This window comes from Hominiventricola sp., from assembly GCF_057604405.1.
Genome location: NZ_DBLYVB010000004.1, coordinates 36,342 through 53,487, shown reverse-complemented (window position 1 = coordinate 53,487; position 17,146 = coordinate 36,342). Strand labels below are relative to the sequence as shown.

Annotated in this window: 15 protein-coding genes; 14 read left to right on the top strand and 1 reads right to left on the bottom strand. The window is 46.5% G+C overall.

Translation table 11 applies throughout. The annotated features are described in order from the left end of the window. The first annotated feature begins 11 nt into the window (after positions 1-11). The 7 genes from ACZMB2_RS04205 (at position 12) to ACZMB2_RS04175 (ending at position 6,429) form a co-directional block, all read left to right on the top strand. Complete coding sequence (locus ACZMB2_RS04205) at positions 12-296, top strand: type II toxin-antitoxin system HicB family antitoxin (protein WP_487595661.1); 285 nt, start codon at positions 12-14, stop codon at positions 294-296. A 5-nt stretch (positions 297-301) separates the two neighbouring features. Next, entirely contained in the window at positions 302-976 is a 675-nt protein-coding gene (locus ACZMB2_RS04200; protein ID WP_487595660.1) for a response regulator transcription factor, read from the top strand. Further along, positions 976-2,379, top strand: coding sequence for a sensor histidine kinase (locus ACZMB2_RS04195; RefSeq protein WP_487595659.1), 1,404 nt, complete (start codon positions 976-978; stop codon positions 2,377-2,379). The genes ACZMB2_RS04200 and ACZMB2_RS04195 overlap by 1 nt, the downstream gene beginning before the upstream one ends. A 60-nt stretch (positions 2,380-2,439) precedes the next feature. Next, positions 2,440-3,531 (top strand): PepSY domain-containing protein, encoded by a 1,092-nt coding sequence (locus tag ACZMB2_RS04190; protein WP_487595658.1) that lies wholly within the window; start codon positions 2,440-2,442, stop codon positions 3,529-3,531. 158 nt (positions 3,532-3,689) lie between these two features. Then, entirely contained in the window at positions 3,690-4,622 is a 933-nt protein-coding gene (cysK, locus tag ACZMB2_RS04185) for a cysteine synthase A (RefSeq protein WP_487595657.1), read from the top strand. 46 nt (positions 4,623-4,668) lie between these two features. Beyond that, complete coding sequence (locus ACZMB2_RS04180; protein ID WP_487595656.1) at positions 4,669-5,979, top strand: O-acetylhomoserine aminocarboxypropyltransferase/cysteine synthase family protein; 1,311 nt, start codon at positions 4,669-4,671, stop codon at positions 5,977-5,979. Between the two features lie 3 nt (positions 5,980-5,982). After that, complete coding sequence (locus tag ACZMB2_RS04175; RefSeq protein WP_308458485.1) at positions 5,983-6,429, top strand: RrF2 family transcriptional regulator; 447 nt, start codon at positions 5,983-5,985, stop codon at positions 6,427-6,429. A 284-nt stretch (positions 6,430-6,713) separates the two neighbouring features. Here the strand turns inward: ACZMB2_RS04175 and ACZMB2_RS04170 are convergent, their stop codons facing one another. Further along, complete coding sequence (locus ACZMB2_RS04170) at positions 6,714-7,727, bottom strand: FAD:protein FMN transferase (RefSeq protein ID WP_487595655.1); 1,014 nt, start codon at positions 7,725-7,727, stop codon at positions 6,714-6,716. Positions 7,728-8,006: 279 nt separating this feature from the next. Between ACZMB2_RS04170 and ACZMB2_RS04165 the strand changes: the two genes are divergently transcribed. The 7 genes from ACZMB2_RS04165 to ACZMB2_RS04135 all read left to right on the top strand — a co-directional run bounded on the left by ACZMB2_RS04165 (position 8,007) and on the right by ACZMB2_RS04135 (position 17,116). Continuing rightward, positions 8,007-9,833, top strand: a complete 1,827-nt coding sequence (locus ACZMB2_RS04165) for an InlB B-repeat-containing protein (RefSeq protein WP_487595654.1) — start codon at positions 8,007-8,009, stop codon at positions 9,831-9,833. Beyond that, a complete protein-coding gene (locus tag ACZMB2_RS04160) occupies positions 9,817-11,841 on the top strand; it encodes a hypothetical protein (protein WP_487595653.1) in 2,025 nt (674 codons plus the stop codon). Before ACZMB2_RS04165 ends, ACZMB2_RS04160 begins: the two co-directional genes overlap by 17 nt. Before the next feature lie 692 nt (positions 11,842-12,533). After that, positions 12,534-13,685, top strand: a complete 1,152-nt coding sequence (locus ACZMB2_RS04155) for a trans-sulfuration enzyme family protein (RefSeq protein ID WP_487595652.1) — start codon at positions 12,534-12,536, stop codon at positions 13,683-13,685. Positions 13,686-13,690: 5 nt separating this feature from the next. Beyond that, positions 13,691-14,869 (top strand): MalY/PatB family protein, encoded by a 1,179-nt coding sequence (locus ACZMB2_RS04150; RefSeq protein ID WP_487595651.1) that lies wholly within the window; start codon positions 13,691-13,693, stop codon positions 14,867-14,869. Between the two features lie 18 nt (positions 14,870-14,887). Further along, on the top strand, positions 14,888-15,508 hold the full coding sequence (locus tag ACZMB2_RS04145) for a peptidase C39 (protein WP_308458480.1): 621 nt from the start codon (positions 14,888-14,890) through the stop codon (positions 15,506-15,508). Positions 15,509-15,520: 12 nt separating this feature from the next. Beyond that, positions 15,521-16,633, top strand: a complete 1,113-nt coding sequence (locus tag ACZMB2_RS04140; protein WP_308458479.1) for a M20/M25/M40 family metallo-hydrolase — start codon at positions 15,521-15,523, stop codon at positions 16,631-16,633. A 225-nt stretch (positions 16,634-16,858) separates the two neighbouring features. Further along, the gene (locus ACZMB2_RS04135) at positions 16,859-17,116 is read left to right on the top strand and encodes a heavy-metal-associated domain-containing protein (protein WP_487595650.1); all 258 of its coding nucleotides are present in this window, start codon (positions 16,859-16,861) and stop codon (positions 17,114-17,116) included. The last annotated feature ends 30 nt before the right edge of the window (positions 17,117-17,146 follow it).

The following is a 17,146-nucleotide window of genomic DNA, read 5'->3' as shown; positions in this document are numbered from 1 at the left end:
GAGAATGCAATATGAAATTCACATATCCGGCAGTGATTGGAAAAGAAGAAAATGGTTCCTGGAAAGCAGTACTTCCGGATCTGGCCTGCTGTGAGGCGGAGGCAGAAACTCTGGAGGAAGTGATTGAGAAAGCCAATGCAGCCCTTTATGACTGGATTGAACTGGAACTTTCCGAGGATGAGGTGAATCTTCCCCCGATTTCGGATCCAAGAGATCTGGAACAGCATCTGAAGGAGGGGCAGCAGATCAGACAGATCTGCGTAAATATCCGTTTGTTTGATGGATGGGATGAGTAAAAATTATGAGACTATTGGTAGCGGAAGACGAACGGGATTTAAATGAGATTATCCTGCAGAAGCTAAAATCAGAGGGATACAGTGTGGATGCCTGCTATGACGGGGCAGAAGCCATGGATATTCTCTCTTATACAGAGTATGATGCAGTACTTCTGGATATTATGATGCCGAAAGCGGATGGATATCAGGTACTGGCGGCTCTGCGCGCGTCAGGAAAAGAGACTCCGGTTTTGTTTCTGACGGCGAGAGATGCCATTGAAGACCGGGTAAGAGGGTTGGACAGCGGAGCCTGCGATTATCTGGTAAAACCATTTTCACTGGAAGAACTGGCGGCAAGAGTCCGGGCGGCACTCCGCATTTCTCATGGAAAATCCACCAATCTGTTGACAATTGATGATCTGACGGTGGATTGTGGAGCCCATCGTGTGACCCGTGGTGGAAAACTCATCGAACTTTCCGCAAAAGAGTATGCACTTCTGGAATATCTCATGCTGAATCAGGGCATCGTGTTATCCAGAGAAAAGATAGAAAACCATATCTGGAATTTTGACTATGAAGGCGGAACCAATGTGGTAGACGTTTATATCAGCTATCTGAGAAAGAAAATCGATGGTGGACATGAAAAACGTCTGATTCACACCGTACGTGGCCGCGGCTACGTGCTCAGGGAGGAAGCATAGTGAAAAAATGGTCCATCCGTATGAAGATCACATTATGGTTTGCAGGGGCACTGGTTTTGATGGTGGCTCTGACTTATGGTGTTCTTTTATCGGTCAGTCATCAGGTGATTCAGAAGACCGTCAGGGACGGACTGATCGAGACGGTGGAAAATAATGTAGATGAAATTGAATTTTATGAGACTCTGGATGAAATGAATCTTGCCGGCGATGTAGATCAGTTTATGGCCTGGAAGGACGGATATCTGGAAGTAGATGACGACTTTCTGGATCAGGTGAACGGGATCTATACGGCATTGTATGACAGCAGCCAGAGTCTTCTTTATGGAGAAAATCCGATTGCCATGGAAAGTCTGGAAATACCGTTGGAAAATGCAGTAATCCGGAAATTGAAAGTGGAAGGTGTGCTGTATTATATCTTTGACCGGGAGCTTGAAGGAGAAGGTCTTGGCGGTCTCTGGCTCAGAGGCGTAGTATCCGAAGAGCAGACCCGTGCGGAAATGTCTTCAATTACCCGGCTTTCCCTGGTGCTTATGCCGCTTTTGCTGATATTGGCGGTCATTGGAGGCTACATAATTGCAGGAAGAATGCTGTGGCCCGTCCGGAAAATATCGGAGACTGCGGAAGAAATCTGCAATGGAAACGACCTGAAAAAGAGGATTGATGTGGGAGAAGGGCAGGATGAACTGCATCAGCTGGCAGCAGGATTCAATGGTATGTTTGAGCGGCTTGACCAGGCCTTTGAGATGGAAAAGCAGTTTACCTCAGATGCTTCCCATGAGCTCCGTACACCGGTGGCAGTGATACTTGCCCAGTGTGAACTGATGATGGGAGAAGAAAGAAGTCAGGAAGAATATCAGCACGCTTTGAACGTTATTGAGAGGCAGAGCCGGAAAATGTCAAAACTGATTCAGGATCTGCTCATGTATACCAGACTGGAACTGAAGACAGATAAATACAAAAAAGAACAGGTATCTCTATCAGAAATTGCAGAATCCGTATGCGAAGATATGGCGCTGATCCGTAAAAAGGGGATTACTCTTACCAGGCAGGTGCAGGAAGAAATTACCTGTTCCGGAAATCAGATGTTATTGACGCGGCTGCTTGTGAACCTTATTTCCAATGCCTATCGTTATGGAAAAGAAAATGGTCATATTTTGGTAAAGCTTGAAAAAAACATGGATGAGATCAGACTTTCCGTGGAAGATGACGGAATTGGAATTGCACCGGAAGAGCAGGAAAGAATTTTCAGAAGGTTTTATCAAACCGACAGTTCCAGAACCGGCGAAGGAACAGGTCTTGGACTTTCCATGGTGCGGCAGATTGCTGAATTTCATGGCGGAACGGTTCAGGTGGAAAGTGTTCCGGGAAAAGGAAGCATTTTTACGTTTCTAATGTTTCTCTAATCTTTGTATTGTATGCTGTACCCATAACAAAGAACAACTGTCAGGAAAGGGGATTACAGTATGAAGAAGAGAACCATTATGACTACCGCCTGTGCAGCTGCAGCATTGGCGCTGCTTGGAACAGGAACCGTATTTGCAGCGGGAAGTATTGCAGAAAAGTCATCCATAGGAGCGGGAAATGCCATTAATTTCGCATTTGCGGATGCCGGAATTGATCCGGTAAGCGCCACAGATGTGGAAGCAGACTTTGATTATGAGCAGGGACAGTTCATTTATGATGTAGAATTTACTGCCAATAACACAGAATATGATTATTGGATCAAAGCGTCCAGCGGTGCAGTGGTAAAGAAGGATGTAAAACTGCTTCCGGGAGCCCAGACTACGGCAAAGGAAGAGAAAAAAGAAGAGGCAAAACAGGAAACCGGCAGCAATGCAGTAAAAGCAGAGACAAAGCAGATTACGCTGGAAGAGGCGAAAAATAAAGCACTTGCAGATGCAGGACTGAAAGCAGCGGAAGTGACATTTACAAAAGAAAAGGCTGACACAGAAGACGGTGTGCCGGTTTATGAAGTAGAATTTCTTAAAGACAATACGGAATACGAATATGAAATTGACGCAGTGAGCGGCAGCATCAGAAGCAAGAGCAAAGAGACCGAGACAGTCGTGCAGAGCCAGCCACAGCAGTCCAGTCAGTCCAAGCAGGAAACGAAGACGGAAGTAAAGCAACAGCCAAAGCAGGAAACGAAGACGGAAGTAAAGCAACAGCCAAAGCAGGAAACAAAGACAGAAGTAAAAACGGCGGCTCAGCCGGCGGCATCGAGCACCATCAGCGTTGATAAAGCAAAAGAAACCGCTACCGGGCATGCAGGATTGAAAGTGGCAGACGTGACGTTCTCCAAGGCAAAGCTTGATAATGATGATGGAAGGCTGGAATATGAGATTGAGTTCTTCCGGGATGGAGTAGAGTACGATTACACCATTGATGCAGTGAACGGTTCTATTCTGGAATGTGATTCGGAATACCAGGATGCAGATGATGTCAATGATGATTTTGATGATGATGACCATGATGACGACTGGGACGATGATGATGATCATGACGATGATGATGATGACGATGATGATGACGATGATGATCACGACGATGATTGATAAAACAGAATATCAGAATGGAGAGGGCAGCCGGAATTTCCGGCTGCTTTTTTTAAAAAATGTAATAAAACATAGTTGACAAATAGGAAATATAGGGATATAATTGCATCATCAAATAAAACATAGTATGTGAATAGGAATTATAGGAGGAATAGAAAATGGCAAACATCTACAAGGGAACACTTGGACTGATTGGAAACACACCGCTGGTAGAAGTCGTAAATGTGGAAAAAGAGCTTGGCCTGGAAGCAAAGATTCTGGTAAAGCTTGAGTATTTTAATCCGGCCGGAAGCGTAAAGGACCGTATTGCGAAGGCCATGATCGAGGATGCTGAGGAGAAAGGAATTCTGAAAGAAGGCTCTGTCATCATCGAACCGACCTCCGGAAATACAGGTATCGGACTTGCATCCATCGCAGCAGCCAAAGGATACAGAATCATTCTTACCATGCCGGAAACCATGAGCGTGGAGAGAAGAAACATCCTGAAAGCTTACGGCGCTGAGCTGGTTCTGACCGAAGGAGCCAAAGGAATGAAGGGAGCCATTGCGAAAGCAGAAGAGCTTTCCAAAGAGATTCCCAACAGCTTCATCCCGGGACAGTTTGTAAACCCGGCTAACCCGGCAGCACACAAGAAGACAACCGGTCCGGAGATCTGGAACGATACCGACGGAAATGTAGACATCTTTGTAGCAGGTGTAGGCACCGGCGGAACACTTACCGGAGTTGGCGAGTATCTGAAATCCCAGAAATCGGATATAAAGATCGTGGCAGTTGAACCGGCAACTTCTCCGGTTCTCTCTGAAGGAAAGAGCGGTCCCCACAAGATTCAGGGTATCGGTGCAGGATTTGTGCCGGATGTACTGAACACCAAAGTATATGATGAAATTATTCCGATTGAGAATGATGACGCATTCGCAGGCGGAAAGCTCCTTGCAAAACATGAAGGCGTGCTGGTAGGTATTTCTTCCGGAGCAGCTCTTCAGGCAGCTATCCAGCTGGCGAAGAGACCGGAGAATAAAGGAAAGACCATCGTAGCACTGCTTCCGGACAACGGTGACAGATATTACTCCACTCCGCTGTTCGCAGAATAATTTACGAAATCCCATACGAACATAGAAAAGAAAGGTAATAAAACCAATGGCAGAGAAACTCAAAAGAGCAGATAGAAAGTTCAAATTTGAAACCTTACAGCTTCACGTAGGACAGGAAGCTCCCGATCCGGTAACTGACGCACGTGCAGTACCGATTTATCAGACTTCTTCTTATGTATTCCGCAACTGCGATCACGCAGCAGCAAGATTTGGTCTGGCAGATGCAGGTAATATTTACGGACGTCTGACCAACCCGACAGAGGATGTTTTCGAGCAGAGAATCGCAGCCCTGGAAGGTGGTGTTGCAGCCCTGGCAGTCGCATCTGGAGCAGCAGCAGTTACCTACACCATCGAGAACCTGGCACAGAGCGGTGACCATATCGTATCTGCAAAGAACATTTATGGTGGAACTTTCAATCTCCTGGAGCATACCCTTCCTGCATATGGTGTTGAGACTACTTTCGTAAATATTTTCGATCTGGATGAGGTAGAGGCAGCAATCAGAGAGAATACCAAGGCAGTTTACATCGAGACTCTTGGAAATCCGAACTCTGATGTCGTTGATATTGAAGCAATCGCAAAGATTGCTCATGCACATAAGATCCCACTGGTAGTAGACAGCACCTTCGCTACTCCATATCTGGTTCGTCCGATTGAGTATGGTGCAGATATTGTTGTTCATTCCGCAACCAAATTCATCGGCGGACATGGAACCACCATCGGCGGCGTGATCGTAGACAGTGGTAAATTTGACTGGGAGGCATCCGGAAAATTCCCGTCACTGACAGAGCCGAACCCGAGCTATCATGGCATCAGCTTTACCAAAGCAGTAGGACCGGCTGCATTCGTAACCAAGATCCGTGCCATCCTTCTGCGTGATACCGGAGCTACCATTTCTCCGATTCATTCCTGGATTTTCCTGCAGGGACTTGAGACTCTGTCTCTTCGTGTAGAGCGTCATGTGCAGAACGCACTGAAGGTGGTAGAGTATCTGAATAATCATCCGCAGGTAGAGGCGGTTCATCATCCGTCAGTATCCAAGGACCCGCAGCAGCAGGCTCTTTATAAGAAATATTTCCCGAACGGAGGCGGTTCTATCTTCACCTTCGAAATCAAGGGAGATGCACAGAAAGCAAAAGACTTCATCGATAACCTGGAGCTGTTCTCTCTGCTCGCTAACGTAGCAGATGTGAAATCTCTGGTCATCCACCCGGCGACCACCACACACAGCCAGTGTACAGAAGAAGAACTTCTGGATCAGGGAATCAAACCGAATACCATCCGTCTTTCCATTGGTACCGAGAATATCGACGATATTATTCAGGACCTGGATGAGGCATTCAAGGCAGTACAGTAAGGAATGAAATTTTCCAAAAAAAGCAGATACGGAGTGGCGGCTCTCATTGATCTGGCAGTCAATTCGAAAAATGGTCATGTGGCACTCGGAAGTATTGCTGAGAGAAATGAGATCTCTCCCCAGTATCTGGAGCAGGTGTTTGCCAGCCTGCGCCGGGCAGGGATTGTGAAGAGCGTCAAAGGCTCCCAGGGTGGATATCTGCTGAAATATCCGTCTTCCAGTATTACAGTGGCCTCCATCATACAGGCACTGGAAGGAACCTATTATCTGGATGACGAAGAGACAAAGACAGAAGAAAGCGCAGCCGGGATTGCGGAGACCATACAGGAAGACATTGTGGATAGAGTCAATCACGGGCTGGATCAGATTCTTCAAAACCTGACGCTGGCTGATCTGGAGGAAAGTTTTCAGGAGCGGCAGTCCGGCGGACAGGAAATGTATTATATTTAACCTATTCAGAACCATGCAAATGCCCACAAATATGTGACTCATGCTTGCATGAAGGAACATATTTTGGAGCATTTATATGGCGAGAAGCCATAAATGAGCAAAAGGAAAGCCTCGTAGAGGCGGTTTTGCGAATTGGTTCTGAATAGGCATAGAATATACAAGGCGGAGAGAATGCGCATGAAAAAACATGCCATAATCTCCGCCTCATTTTTTATAAAATCAGGAGGAAAGACAAATGAGCACAACGAAGAAAACAGTTCTGATTACAGGAGGAGCCAGCGGCATCAGCGTCTGATCAGATTGACAGGGGTATCGGAGTAGTCTTCTGTCAGGGCAAAATGATCTGCAAGTCCTTCTGTGATATAGACTTCTCCGGTATCTGTGACAAATACTGCTTCAAAATCATCGCTCTGTGCCCACAGCTCCGCTGCTTTTTCAAGTCCCATGACGAAGAGGGAAGTGGACAGACCGTCACAGGTCAGACCGTCATCCCCGATAATGGAGACAGACCGCAGGCCACTGTCAGCCGGATAGCCGGTGGTCGGATCCATGATATGCCAGTAGGTCCGGCCGTCCTGTTCAAAATAGCGTTCATACCCGCCGGAAGTGACGACTGCCTGATCATTAACAGAGACAACCATCATGGGTACATTTTCTTTCGGATCGCGGATCGCGATTTCCCAGAGGCTGCCGTCTGGTTTCGTGCCAATGGTCTGCACATTGCCGCCAAGATTCAGAAGGGCAGATGTGACACCCTTTTCCCGCAGGAGAGCAGCCACCTGCTGTCCGGCAAAGCCTTTTCCGGTACTTCCAAGATCTATTTCCATCCCGGCAGGAAGGGTGACTATGCCGGTTGTTACATCATATTGTACCTGGTTATAGTCTACATGGGATAGCAGATCCGTAATCGTGGATTCCTCCGGTACCTGATAATTTCCGGTGGTGAATCCCCAGGCGCGGACGATGGGATAAATGGATAAGTCCAGAGCTCCATCGGTTCGCTGACAAAGGGAAAGGGTATCTTCCATCAGCTCGGCGGCGCGACCGATCAGAACTCCGGAACCATCCCGGTTAATTGCATAAAGTTCACTGTCGGGATTGGTTACGGAGGCTTTGTCTTCAATATCTGCAATCACATCCTGTGCGTCTTTTAGCAGGGCGTCATCACCATAGACAGTAAATTGCATCACCGTATCCATGGCAAAAAAACTTTCTTCAGAAGCATGGGTTCGGTCCGAGTTACAGCCTGTCAGTGCCAGAAGCCCAAGTAAGAGCGGAAAAATCAACATTCTTTTCATAAAAAATCTCCCTGTAAATGATAATGATAAAAAAACTCAAAACAGAAGTAAACTATTTTTAAATACTGAGTTGACAGAAAAAACCAATTTTGATATAGTACCCACTGTGGTTAATTAAGTCTAACTTAAAATTAGCTGTCATTAATTTGACAGTTAATTTTTTGTAATGACATTAGTTAAAACTAACAACGGTATCGATTATAGCATGAGTACAAAAGGCTAGTCAATGACCGAAAGGAGTAAAAGTAACTGACAACAGAACTAAAGGGAGAAAAGCTGATGAATTACAAAAAACTGAAGCGAGTATTTGCGCTTGGCATGGCTGTGCTGCTTTCCGTGTCCACATCTGTCTATGGTGGCACAATGGAAGTGCGTGCAGCAGAAGCAATTAGTGATGACTTACTGGAAAACGAAGTTATGGATAACTCATCATTAGAAGAGAATACAGAGAAAAAGGGAGACGTCCAGGGAGATACTCAGGGTGCAGGGCAGGGCGATAGCCAGGATAATGCCCAGGATGCAGGGCAGGACGATGGTCAGGACAACGCCCAGAATGCAGGACAGGGCGATAGCAATGACAACGTCCAGAATGCAGAACATGGAGATGTGCAGGGCGATACCAATGGCAATGTTCAGAATGTAGAGCAGGGCGACACCCCGAATGCTGAGCAGGCCAACACCCAGAGTACAGAACAGGAAAAGATCCAGGTAAATATTCAGGGAGATACGCAGGATGCTGGTCAGGATGCAGTTGTGCTGACAGAGCAGGATGAAAAACCGGCTGCGCTTGCTACAACTATGGCTGCACCGACGAAAGTGAAAGATGTTTCATATAGTACCCTTTTTGAAAATGTATATTTATGTTTTGAAAATAGCGAGGACGATTGGCGGAAAAATGTTAATAAAGTGTCAGTAAATGGTGCAGAGTATAATAAAGCTGACAGTGCATATATGTGGGAGGGTAAACTGTGGTATGCAGATTATTATAACAGTGAACCGGCAGTTATTATTTCTCTAGACAGTGATGCAACGTATCCGTCAACTGTTGTGATTTCAGCAACTGGATATAAAGATCTGGAATTAAAGTTAAACAGAACTGGATCCAGTTCTTATAGTTATGTCTTTACCGCAGAGGTAATCTCTGACACCACCCCGGACACTCCGGCTGCTCAGACCTACACAGTCACCACATCTGATTGTAGCAACGGTACCCTTACTGTTGCCCCAAATACAGCGGAAGCAGGAACAGAAGTTAAAGTAACCGCTACACCGAATGAGGAATATGAAGTAGAGTCTGTGACAGCAAGTCAGGAAAATAGTACAGCAGTGGATCTGACAGCAGGCACAGAGAGCGGTGTTTATACCTTCACCATGCCGGCTTCCAATGTGACAGTTTCTGCCACCTTCAAAGAAGCTGTACCAGCAGAAGCTGGAAAGATCGTGTTAAACCAGCTGAAATTAGAAAAAGAATGGATGGGCAGTAACTGGAATCTTAAATTTACAAATGCTGATGGTTATGTTTCCAAAGTGACAGCAATCAAGGTGAACGATAAAGCGTGGGAAGAGACTTCTTACGGGCCTTATTATGGAGGTTCTTATAAGAAGAATACTGATAAAAACTATCTTATTTTTGCAGGAAATGACAACTCTGGCAGCCAGGATAAACCGGTCCTGAAAAGTGGTGATGTGATCACCATCACAGCCACAGGCTATGAGGATCTGACCTTTAAACTGGTCATTGATCCGAATGGAAATGCTTCTCTGACAGAAGTTGACAATCAGGGTGATCCATATAAACTTCATGTAAAGATTGAAGGTTCTTTTGAAGCCGCCATTGTAGGACAGAAAGATTATGATGGAGTATCCAGTGCGAGCACAGGGGGTGCGTCCAGCAATAAAAACAGTGCGGTAACTGTATATGGAGCTTTGGTTCGGAAAGATACTGATCCGGCAGACAGTGACTGGAAAGCACTGGACCATCTGTCAAAGATCCAGCTGGAAGGAAGCAAGTGCAGCGTATCTATCGTACCGGATACTGCCGGTGGTACCGCTGCGAGCAGCGACAGTGGAATGAATGGAAGGTGTCTATATGACGCTGAGCAGTGATCTGACGCTGAAGGGAACACCAAAGGACCCGGGCACCTATCTGATCTCTGTTTCTATTGAAGACAATCAGGGACGGAAAGCAACCAGTAATACCCTGCCGTTCCGGATTTACAAAGGTGAGGAGACCCTTGCAGATCAGATCAAAATAGAGAATCTGAAGCAGTATGCAAGCGGACTGTATGCATGGGATATTATGGAACCCTGGGCGATTAAGAAATTTGGAAGCAATGTAGATGGACAGGAGGAAAGCGTTCGGGTACCGGAGAAGCTGGAAGTATGGTTTGGCTCCCATGAGAGTGGAACCTATGGTTTTCTTGGCTATGATATTCCCTGGGCAGATGTAAAAGCAGGTAAGATTCCCCAGACACTGTATATCCCGGCTGGCTGCAATCTGACACTGACCAATATGAAAATCTTAAGCAGTGTTCGGATTGTCGTGGAAAATGGCGGCAAACTGACGCTGTCAGATTCAACCGTGCAGGGAATTATCGACGTACAAAACGGCGGTACCTTTTCCATGAATTATGATGCCTATAGCAAGAAATTTACCACAGGCGCATCCTTATGTGGACAGCTTCGCCTGGGAGATGGCGCAATTCTGGAAAATGCAGCTATTTACTCCCATACCAATTATCTTGCTAATGGGGATCTGACCGACCGCTCCAATGATGATGCAGTCGTGGCAGTTACCGGAAATGTAACATTAAAAGGGCAGGTATTTATCAGTGGTGACGAAGCCGGAAGCACAGGAAAAGGACAGACAGCTCTTCAGGTGAAAAATGGCACCTTAAACCTTGAAGCTGGTGCGACCCTTGCCACCTACGGAGGCGGTGGAAATACAACGATTTATTCCAACGGAGGAGGAGCAATCCAGCTGGAAAATGGTACGATAACCGGAGATGGAAAAGTGATTGCTATTGGAGGCAGTGTAACATTTGGACCGGGGGGAAATGCAGTTTCCGGAAATGGCGCAATTCATACTTCAGAAGTGTTCCTACAGGGAGCCACATCCTATACAGCAAAAAATGCGGCACCTGGAAAAGCACTGGAAGGAGATATCACACTCACCAGCGCAAAACGTCATGTGGCAGATGGTACACAGGTTGAGAGTGGACAAAATGATCCTCTGGCAGATTTGTACTGGAAGACCGGAATAGATTCAACGCCGTCGATGGATCAATTTGTAACTGCGGATACCAAGAGCTTTACGGTTTCTGATATTCCAAGTCAGGTTTATACAGGAAATGAGTTACAGCCACAGATTACGGTAATGGATGGAGGAACCCTTCTGACAGAAGGAACCCATTATTTGGTTACCTGTAAGCAAGCTATGAGCAGAGCCGCCGCAGCTTCGATGATGGATGCCGGTACTTATACCGTGGTAGTAAGCGGAACCGGTGTTTATGGCGGAAGTGTTGAAAAAGCATTTGTCATTGAACCGAAGAAGACGATATTTGCAGTGACGGAAGACGCATCTTCCGCCGTTTATGACGGACAGAATAAGCGTCCGACTGTAACGGTCAAAGATGGCGACACGGTTCTGGCAGAAGGAATTGATTACGAAATTACCGTCTCTGTTGATGGAAAAGAGTATACCGCTGCAGAGTTTGTGGCAGCAGGTGTATATGAGATGACCATTACAGGAATCGGAAACTATGAAGGCTCCACTGGAAAGGTAAGCTTCACTATCAGTGAGAAATCATCCGATCAGAATAATAATGACACCGGTAACAATACCAACAACAGCAATACCAATACCGGCAGCAATAGCAACACCGGTAATAGTGCAGTCAATAACAGCAAGAAGAAAAAGAAACATTCTTCACATGGCAATTCTTCGGAAGAAACCACAGCACAGGCTGCAGCAGAGAGCTCCGCAGTGGCGGATATCAGTGCAGTTCCGGCTACCGGAGATATGGCTCAAACCGGGCAGTGGGTGCTGCTTGGTGCAGCAAGCTTAGCTGCAATTGGAATCTCTCTCGAGACCAGACGGAAAAAGAGAAAATAAGAAATAAGAAATAAGAAGAGGGGGCGTTACAAAAGCATCTGTTTTGCAGCGACCCTTCTTGTTTATTTACTCTCTTTTCGGAAAAATGTTTCAGAAGTCTATTGATTCTATTTTGGATTTAGTAGTATTTTTGTTTTGAAATCAATAATAACCCTTAGTATCTATCAATAAGATTTGATGGTTTAGGTTGAGGATTGTAATGCGTGACATTGTGATTCGGAGATCCATACTTGCATGGTCTGTCGTAATATCAAATCAGTTGTTTTGCAGTAATCCATTTTTTGCTTTGGAATTCCTGTTTTCTGATTTTCTGAATTCCTGTTTCCTGAATTAGCATGTATGGGTCTATATTTAATTTCATTCTCTTTTGTTCCTGCCATTTTGTGAAAAAGAGGAACTGAGTTTCAGGCATTTTAATATAGACCCATATCAGCTATTTTTTCTGTATAAACTGTAAGCTGAACAGGAACTTTTTTGATATTTTTTCATTCCAGACCCATGGCGGGCCGGTAGAGGAGATTTCAGACTCAGGACGGAGTCAACAGAAGCCACATCAGCCCCACGGCTGCCCTTCGCTTGCTTAAATGATGGAAAACCATGTTGACATCTCCACTTCAAAAAGATATAATCCTATTAAATATATAGGAATTATATAGTCTATAAATATAGACAAATGAGGAGGCATACATACAATGGCATACGGAATTGAGACGCGATGTATTCATGGAGAAGATGGAATTACGAGAGAGCATGCATATGGTTCCATGGGAACGCCGATATATCAGACAGCGACCTTTGCCCATCCAGGTGTGGGGCAGTCCACTGGATTTGATTATACAAGAGAGAGTAACCCTACCAGAAGTGAACTGGAGCGGATTGTGAGTTCCCTGGAAAAAGCTTATGATACGGTGGCATGTGCCAGTGGTATGGCAGCCCTTTCTATCTTACTGGAGCTGTTTGAAAATGGAGCACATTTTGTATGTTCAGAGGATTTGTATGGAGGTTCTGTCCGGATCTTCAGTACCATCGGAGCAAACAGAGGCCTGACATTTTCCTATGTCAACACGGCAGATGCAGAACTGGTGGAGAAAGCCATTAAAAAAGAGACAAAAGCCCTCTATATTGAGACCCCAAGCAACCCGACCATGCAGGTAACAGATCTGCGTGCTATGAAGGCGCTGGCAGAGAAATATGGTCTCCTGCTCATTGTGGACAATACGTTTCTCTCTCCTTATTTCCAGAATCCCATTGATCTTGGAGCAGACCTGGTGGTACACAGCGGAACCAAGTATCTGGGCGGCCACAATGATGCACTTGCAGGCTTTTTATGCTCAGCGAGCAAGGATCTGGCTGACAAGATCCGGTATATCTACAAGACCACCGGTGGCTGCCTGTCACCTTTTGAAAGCTTTCTGCTCATCCGCGGCATCAAGACCCTGTCAGTCCGCATGGAGCGGCAGCAGGAAAATGCCTTGAAGATTGCCAACTGGCTGAAGGAACAGGAAGAGATCAAGGGGGTTTATTACGTAGGGCTTCCGGAACATCCCGGGTATGAGATTAATAAAAGCCAGGCAAGAGGATTTGGCGGTATGATTTCATTCCACACGGATACGGCAGAGACGGCAAAGCGGATTCTGGAGCGGGTGAAAGTCATTTCTTATGCAGAGAGTCTGGGAGGTGTGGAATCCCTGATTACGTATCCTATGCTGCAGACCCACGGAGATGTACCGGCAGAGATCCGGGAGCGTCTTGGCATCACTGATAATTTCCTGAGAATGTCTGTAGGTATTGAAAATGGTGACGACCTCATCGAAGATCTTGCGCAGGCGCTGAAAGGAGAATAGGCAATATGGCTTATGAATTTGATAAAATAATTGACAGAAAAGGCACCAACTGCCTGAAATATGATTTTGCAAGAGAACGCGGACACAGCGAGGAGGAGCTGCCTCTCTGGGTAGCAGATATGGATTTTCAGACGGCGCCGGAGATTGTGGAGCGCCTGCAAAGATCTGTGGCTCACGGTATTTTCGGATATAGCGAAGGAAAGGACAGCTATTTTCAGGCACTGGCAGGCTGGTATGAGAAGCATTTCGGATGGACGGTAAAACGGGAGTGGCTGGTAAAAACGCCGGGTGTGGTATTCGCCATTGCAGCTGCTGTCCGTGCATTCACCAAAGAGGGAGACGCAGTGCTCCTGCAGCAGCCAGTTTATTATCCGTTCAGCGAGGCCATTAAGGACAACGGAAGAGAGCTGGTGAACAGCCCGTTGAAGCTGGTGAATGGTCATTACGAGATGGACTTTGAGGATCTGGAGCAGAAAATAGTGGAGCATCAGGTAAAATTATTCCTGCTCTGCAGTCCTCATAACCCGGTAGGCCGTGTCTGGACAGAGGAAGAACTTCGAAGAGTGGGAGATCTATGTGTGAAACACAATGTGCTGGTAGTCAGCGATGAGATCCACAGCGATTTCACCTGGCCGGGGCATGAGCATCATGTATTTGCAAACCTGGATCCGAAATATGCGGAGATTTCCATTACCTGTACGGCACCCAGCAAGACCTTCAATCTAGCAGGACTTCAGACCTCCAATATTTTCATTCCGAACAGGACTCTTCGGAAGACCTTCAAAAAAGCCATTGATCAGGCTGGTTACAGCCAATTAAATACGCTGGGACTGGTGGCATGCCAGGCGGCTTATGAAGAAGGGGAGCCCTGGCTTACAGAATTAAAGAAATATTTACTTGAAAATCTGGATTTTTCGAGAGATTATATAGAAAGAAATCTGCCGGGCGTTCATCTGATCGAGCCGGAGGGTACTTATCTGATCTGGCTTGATTTCCGGGATCTTCGATTGCCGGAGGAAAAACTGGAACATCTGATTACGAAGGAGGCAAAGCTGTGGCTTGACAGCGGTGCTATTTTTGGATCAGATGGGGAAGGATTTGAGCGAATCAATATTGCGTGCCCGAGAACGACGCTGAAGGAGGCCTTTGACCGGCTGGCGAAAGCCTTGAAATCTCTGGGATAACAGGAAGGAAGAACACTTATGAAAAATCCGCTGCACTATCAGCTTTCTGAATACGACTGCGGTCCCACCGCTATGCTGGATGCCATCAGCTATCTCTTTGACCGGGAGGAAATCTTACCGGAAATTATCAGAAATGTCATGCTTTATTGTCTGGACTGTTATGGCTCGGAAGGGATTCCGGGAAAAAGCGGAACTTCGCGAGCAGCCATGATGTTTCTGAGCAACTGGCTCAATGGCTTTGGTGAGATCCGGAACCTGCCGGTGAGCAGCCAGTATCTGTCGGGAAAAAGTGTTTATCTGGGCAGTGAGAGTCTTATTAATGATGCCCTGCACAGAGGTGGCGCTGTGGTGGTTCGGCTTTATCTTGATGAACCTCATTATGTGCTGCTCACAGGTGAGCATGATGGTGTGGTGGAAATGTTTGACCCTTATTATCGGGCAGAACCTTTTAACGAACAGGATATTTTACTGGTGACAGACCGTGAGACCAGCTGCAACCGGCTGGTGCCGGAGCAGTATTTCAATCAGGAAGGGGAGACCATCTATGCCCTGGGACCTTTTGAGGGCCGGGAAGCGGTGATTCTCTTCAATGGCCGGACGAAGCTGGAACCGGAGAAGACGATCGAATACTTTATCTAACACAGGTGAAAGATGATGATTAAAAAAGACAGAATTTTAAAAGAGTTTGAAGAACTGATTTCCATTGATTCCCTTAGTTTTGCAGAAAGGGACATGGCGGATCGGCTGAAGGAGAAACTGGCCGCCCTTGGATTTGAAGTCCGCGAGGACAATGCCGGAGCCCAGGAAGATGGAACAGCCGGAAATGTATATGGCTATCTCAAAGGAACCCTGCCGGGAGACCCCATTTTGTTCTCCGCACACATGGATACGGTGCGTCCGGGAATTGGTAAGAAGATGTTCCTTAATGAAGCAACCGGCAAGATCGAGAGCGGCAAGGATACCATTCTTGGTGCGGATGATGTGACCGGGCTGGTGGAAATTCTGGAAGCGGTGCGTCATTTACAGGAAGAGAAGATTCCCTATCGGGATATCGAAGTGATCTTCCCCATTGCCGAGGAGTTGTATATTAAGGGTACGGATGCATTTGATTTCAGCCAGGTGAAGGCAAAAGAAGCCTATGTACTCGACATGGGCGGAGCACCGGGAGCAGCAGCCCTTCGGGCACCATCCCTCATTTCCTTTACCGTAAAGATGCATGGAAAAGCATCTCATGCCGGATTTGCGCCTGAGCAGGGCATTCATGCCATCCGAGCAGTCAGCCTTGCCATCAGCCGGATCGAGCAGGGACAGGTGGATGAAGACTCGACGCTGAATATCGGAAAGATTTCCGGTGGCGAGGGAACTAACATTATCCCGGAACTGTGTACCTGCGAAGGCGAGATCCGCAGTTACAGCCATGAAAAAGCACTGGCGCTGATGGATCAGCTTACCAGGACTTTTGAGAAGGCAGCAGAAGAAGTGGGTGCAGCTGTAGAGGTAACACCGGATATCCGCCTTATTGCTTATGACATCCCAAAGGATGCTCCAGTAGTTACGCATTTTAAAGAGGCATGTGAAAAACTGGGACTTGCCGGAACCCTGACCGAGACCTTCGGCGGAAGCGATAATAATAACTTTGTCCTTCATGGCATCCAGGGCATCGTCCTGTCCAGCGGTATGTATGAGGCACATTCTGTCAAGGAATATACCTATGTACAGGATATGATCAGCGGGGCAGAACTGGTAGCAGAACTGCTTGCTTAGAGATATAAGTAACAAGACGCTCAGAAGTGACAGCCTGTCACTTCTGCCCGTTTTATTACTTTTAAGCCGCGATTCTTGCAAAAAAGAATAAGTTTAGACTAACCAAAACGAGATTTTTGTGTTATACTATTGCCAAAGAACGACACCCGGGGTGGGTGTCCGGAGAACTGCTGAAAACAGAAAATGCAGCTGGAAAAGAATTTCACAGAAAAGAGGGATACAGTTATGGTAAAGATGATTTTAGATGTAGACGGCATGGCATGCGGCATGTGCGAGGCACATGTGAATGATGCGGTCAGAAAAGTATTTCAGGTAAAGAAAGTAACCTCTTCCCACAGCAAAGGAACCACGGAAATCATTGCCGAGGAACCGCTGGATGAGGAGAAACTGAAAAGCGCCATTGAGGCAACTGGCTACACCGTGCTGGGTATAAAAACAGAGCCATATGAGAAGAAAAAATTCTCTCTGTTTCATAGAGGATAAATAAGGGCCGGACCGCGGATGCGGACACTT

Coding starts and splice junctions, on each gene's coding strand:
- ACZMB2_RS04205 (WP_487595661.1), top strand. CDS start 12: ATGAAATTCACATATCCGGCAGTGATTGGAAAAGAAGAAAATGGTTCC.
- ACZMB2_RS04200 (WP_487595660.1), top strand. CDS start 302: ATGAGACTATTGGTAGCGGAAGACGAACGGGATTTAAATGAGATTATC.
- ACZMB2_RS04190 (WP_487595658.1), top strand. CDS start 2,440: ATGAAGAAGAGAACCATTATGACTACCGCCTGTGCAGCTGCAGCATTG.
- cysK (WP_487595657.1), top strand. CDS start 3,690: ATGGCAAACATCTACAAGGGAACACTTGGACTGATTGGAAACACACCG.
- ACZMB2_RS04180 (WP_487595656.1), top strand. CDS start 4,669: ATGGCAGAGAAACTCAAAAGAGCAGATAGAAAGTTCAAATTTGAAACC.
- ACZMB2_RS04175 (WP_308458485.1), top strand. CDS start 5,983: ATGAAATTTTCCAAAAAAAGCAGATACGGAGTGGCGGCTCTCATTGAT.
- ACZMB2_RS04170 (WP_487595655.1), bottom strand. CDS start 7,727: ATGAAAAGAATGTTGATTTTTCCGCTCTTACTTGGGCTTCTGGCACTG.
- ACZMB2_RS04165 (WP_487595654.1), top strand. CDS start 8,007: ATGAATTACAAAAAACTGAAGCGAGTATTTGCGCTTGGCATGGCTGTG.
- ACZMB2_RS04160 (WP_487595653.1), top strand. CDS start 9,817: ATGACGCTGAGCAGTGATCTGACGCTGAAGGGAACACCAAAGGACCCG.
- ACZMB2_RS04155 (WP_487595652.1), top strand. CDS start 12,534: ATGGCATACGGAATTGAGACGCGATGTATTCATGGAGAAGATGGAATT.
- ACZMB2_RS04150 (WP_487595651.1), top strand. CDS start 13,691: ATGGCTTATGAATTTGATAAAATAATTGACAGAAAAGGCACCAACTGC.
- ACZMB2_RS04145 (WP_308458480.1), top strand. CDS start 14,888: ATGAAAAATCCGCTGCACTATCAGCTTTCTGAATACGACTGCGGTCCC.
- ACZMB2_RS04140 (WP_308458479.1), top strand. CDS start 15,521: ATGATGATTAAAAAAGACAGAATTTTAAAAGAGTTTGAAGAACTGATT.
- ACZMB2_RS04135 (WP_487595650.1), top strand. CDS start 16,859: ATGGTAAAGATGATTTTAGATGTAGACGGCATGGCATGCGGCATGTGC.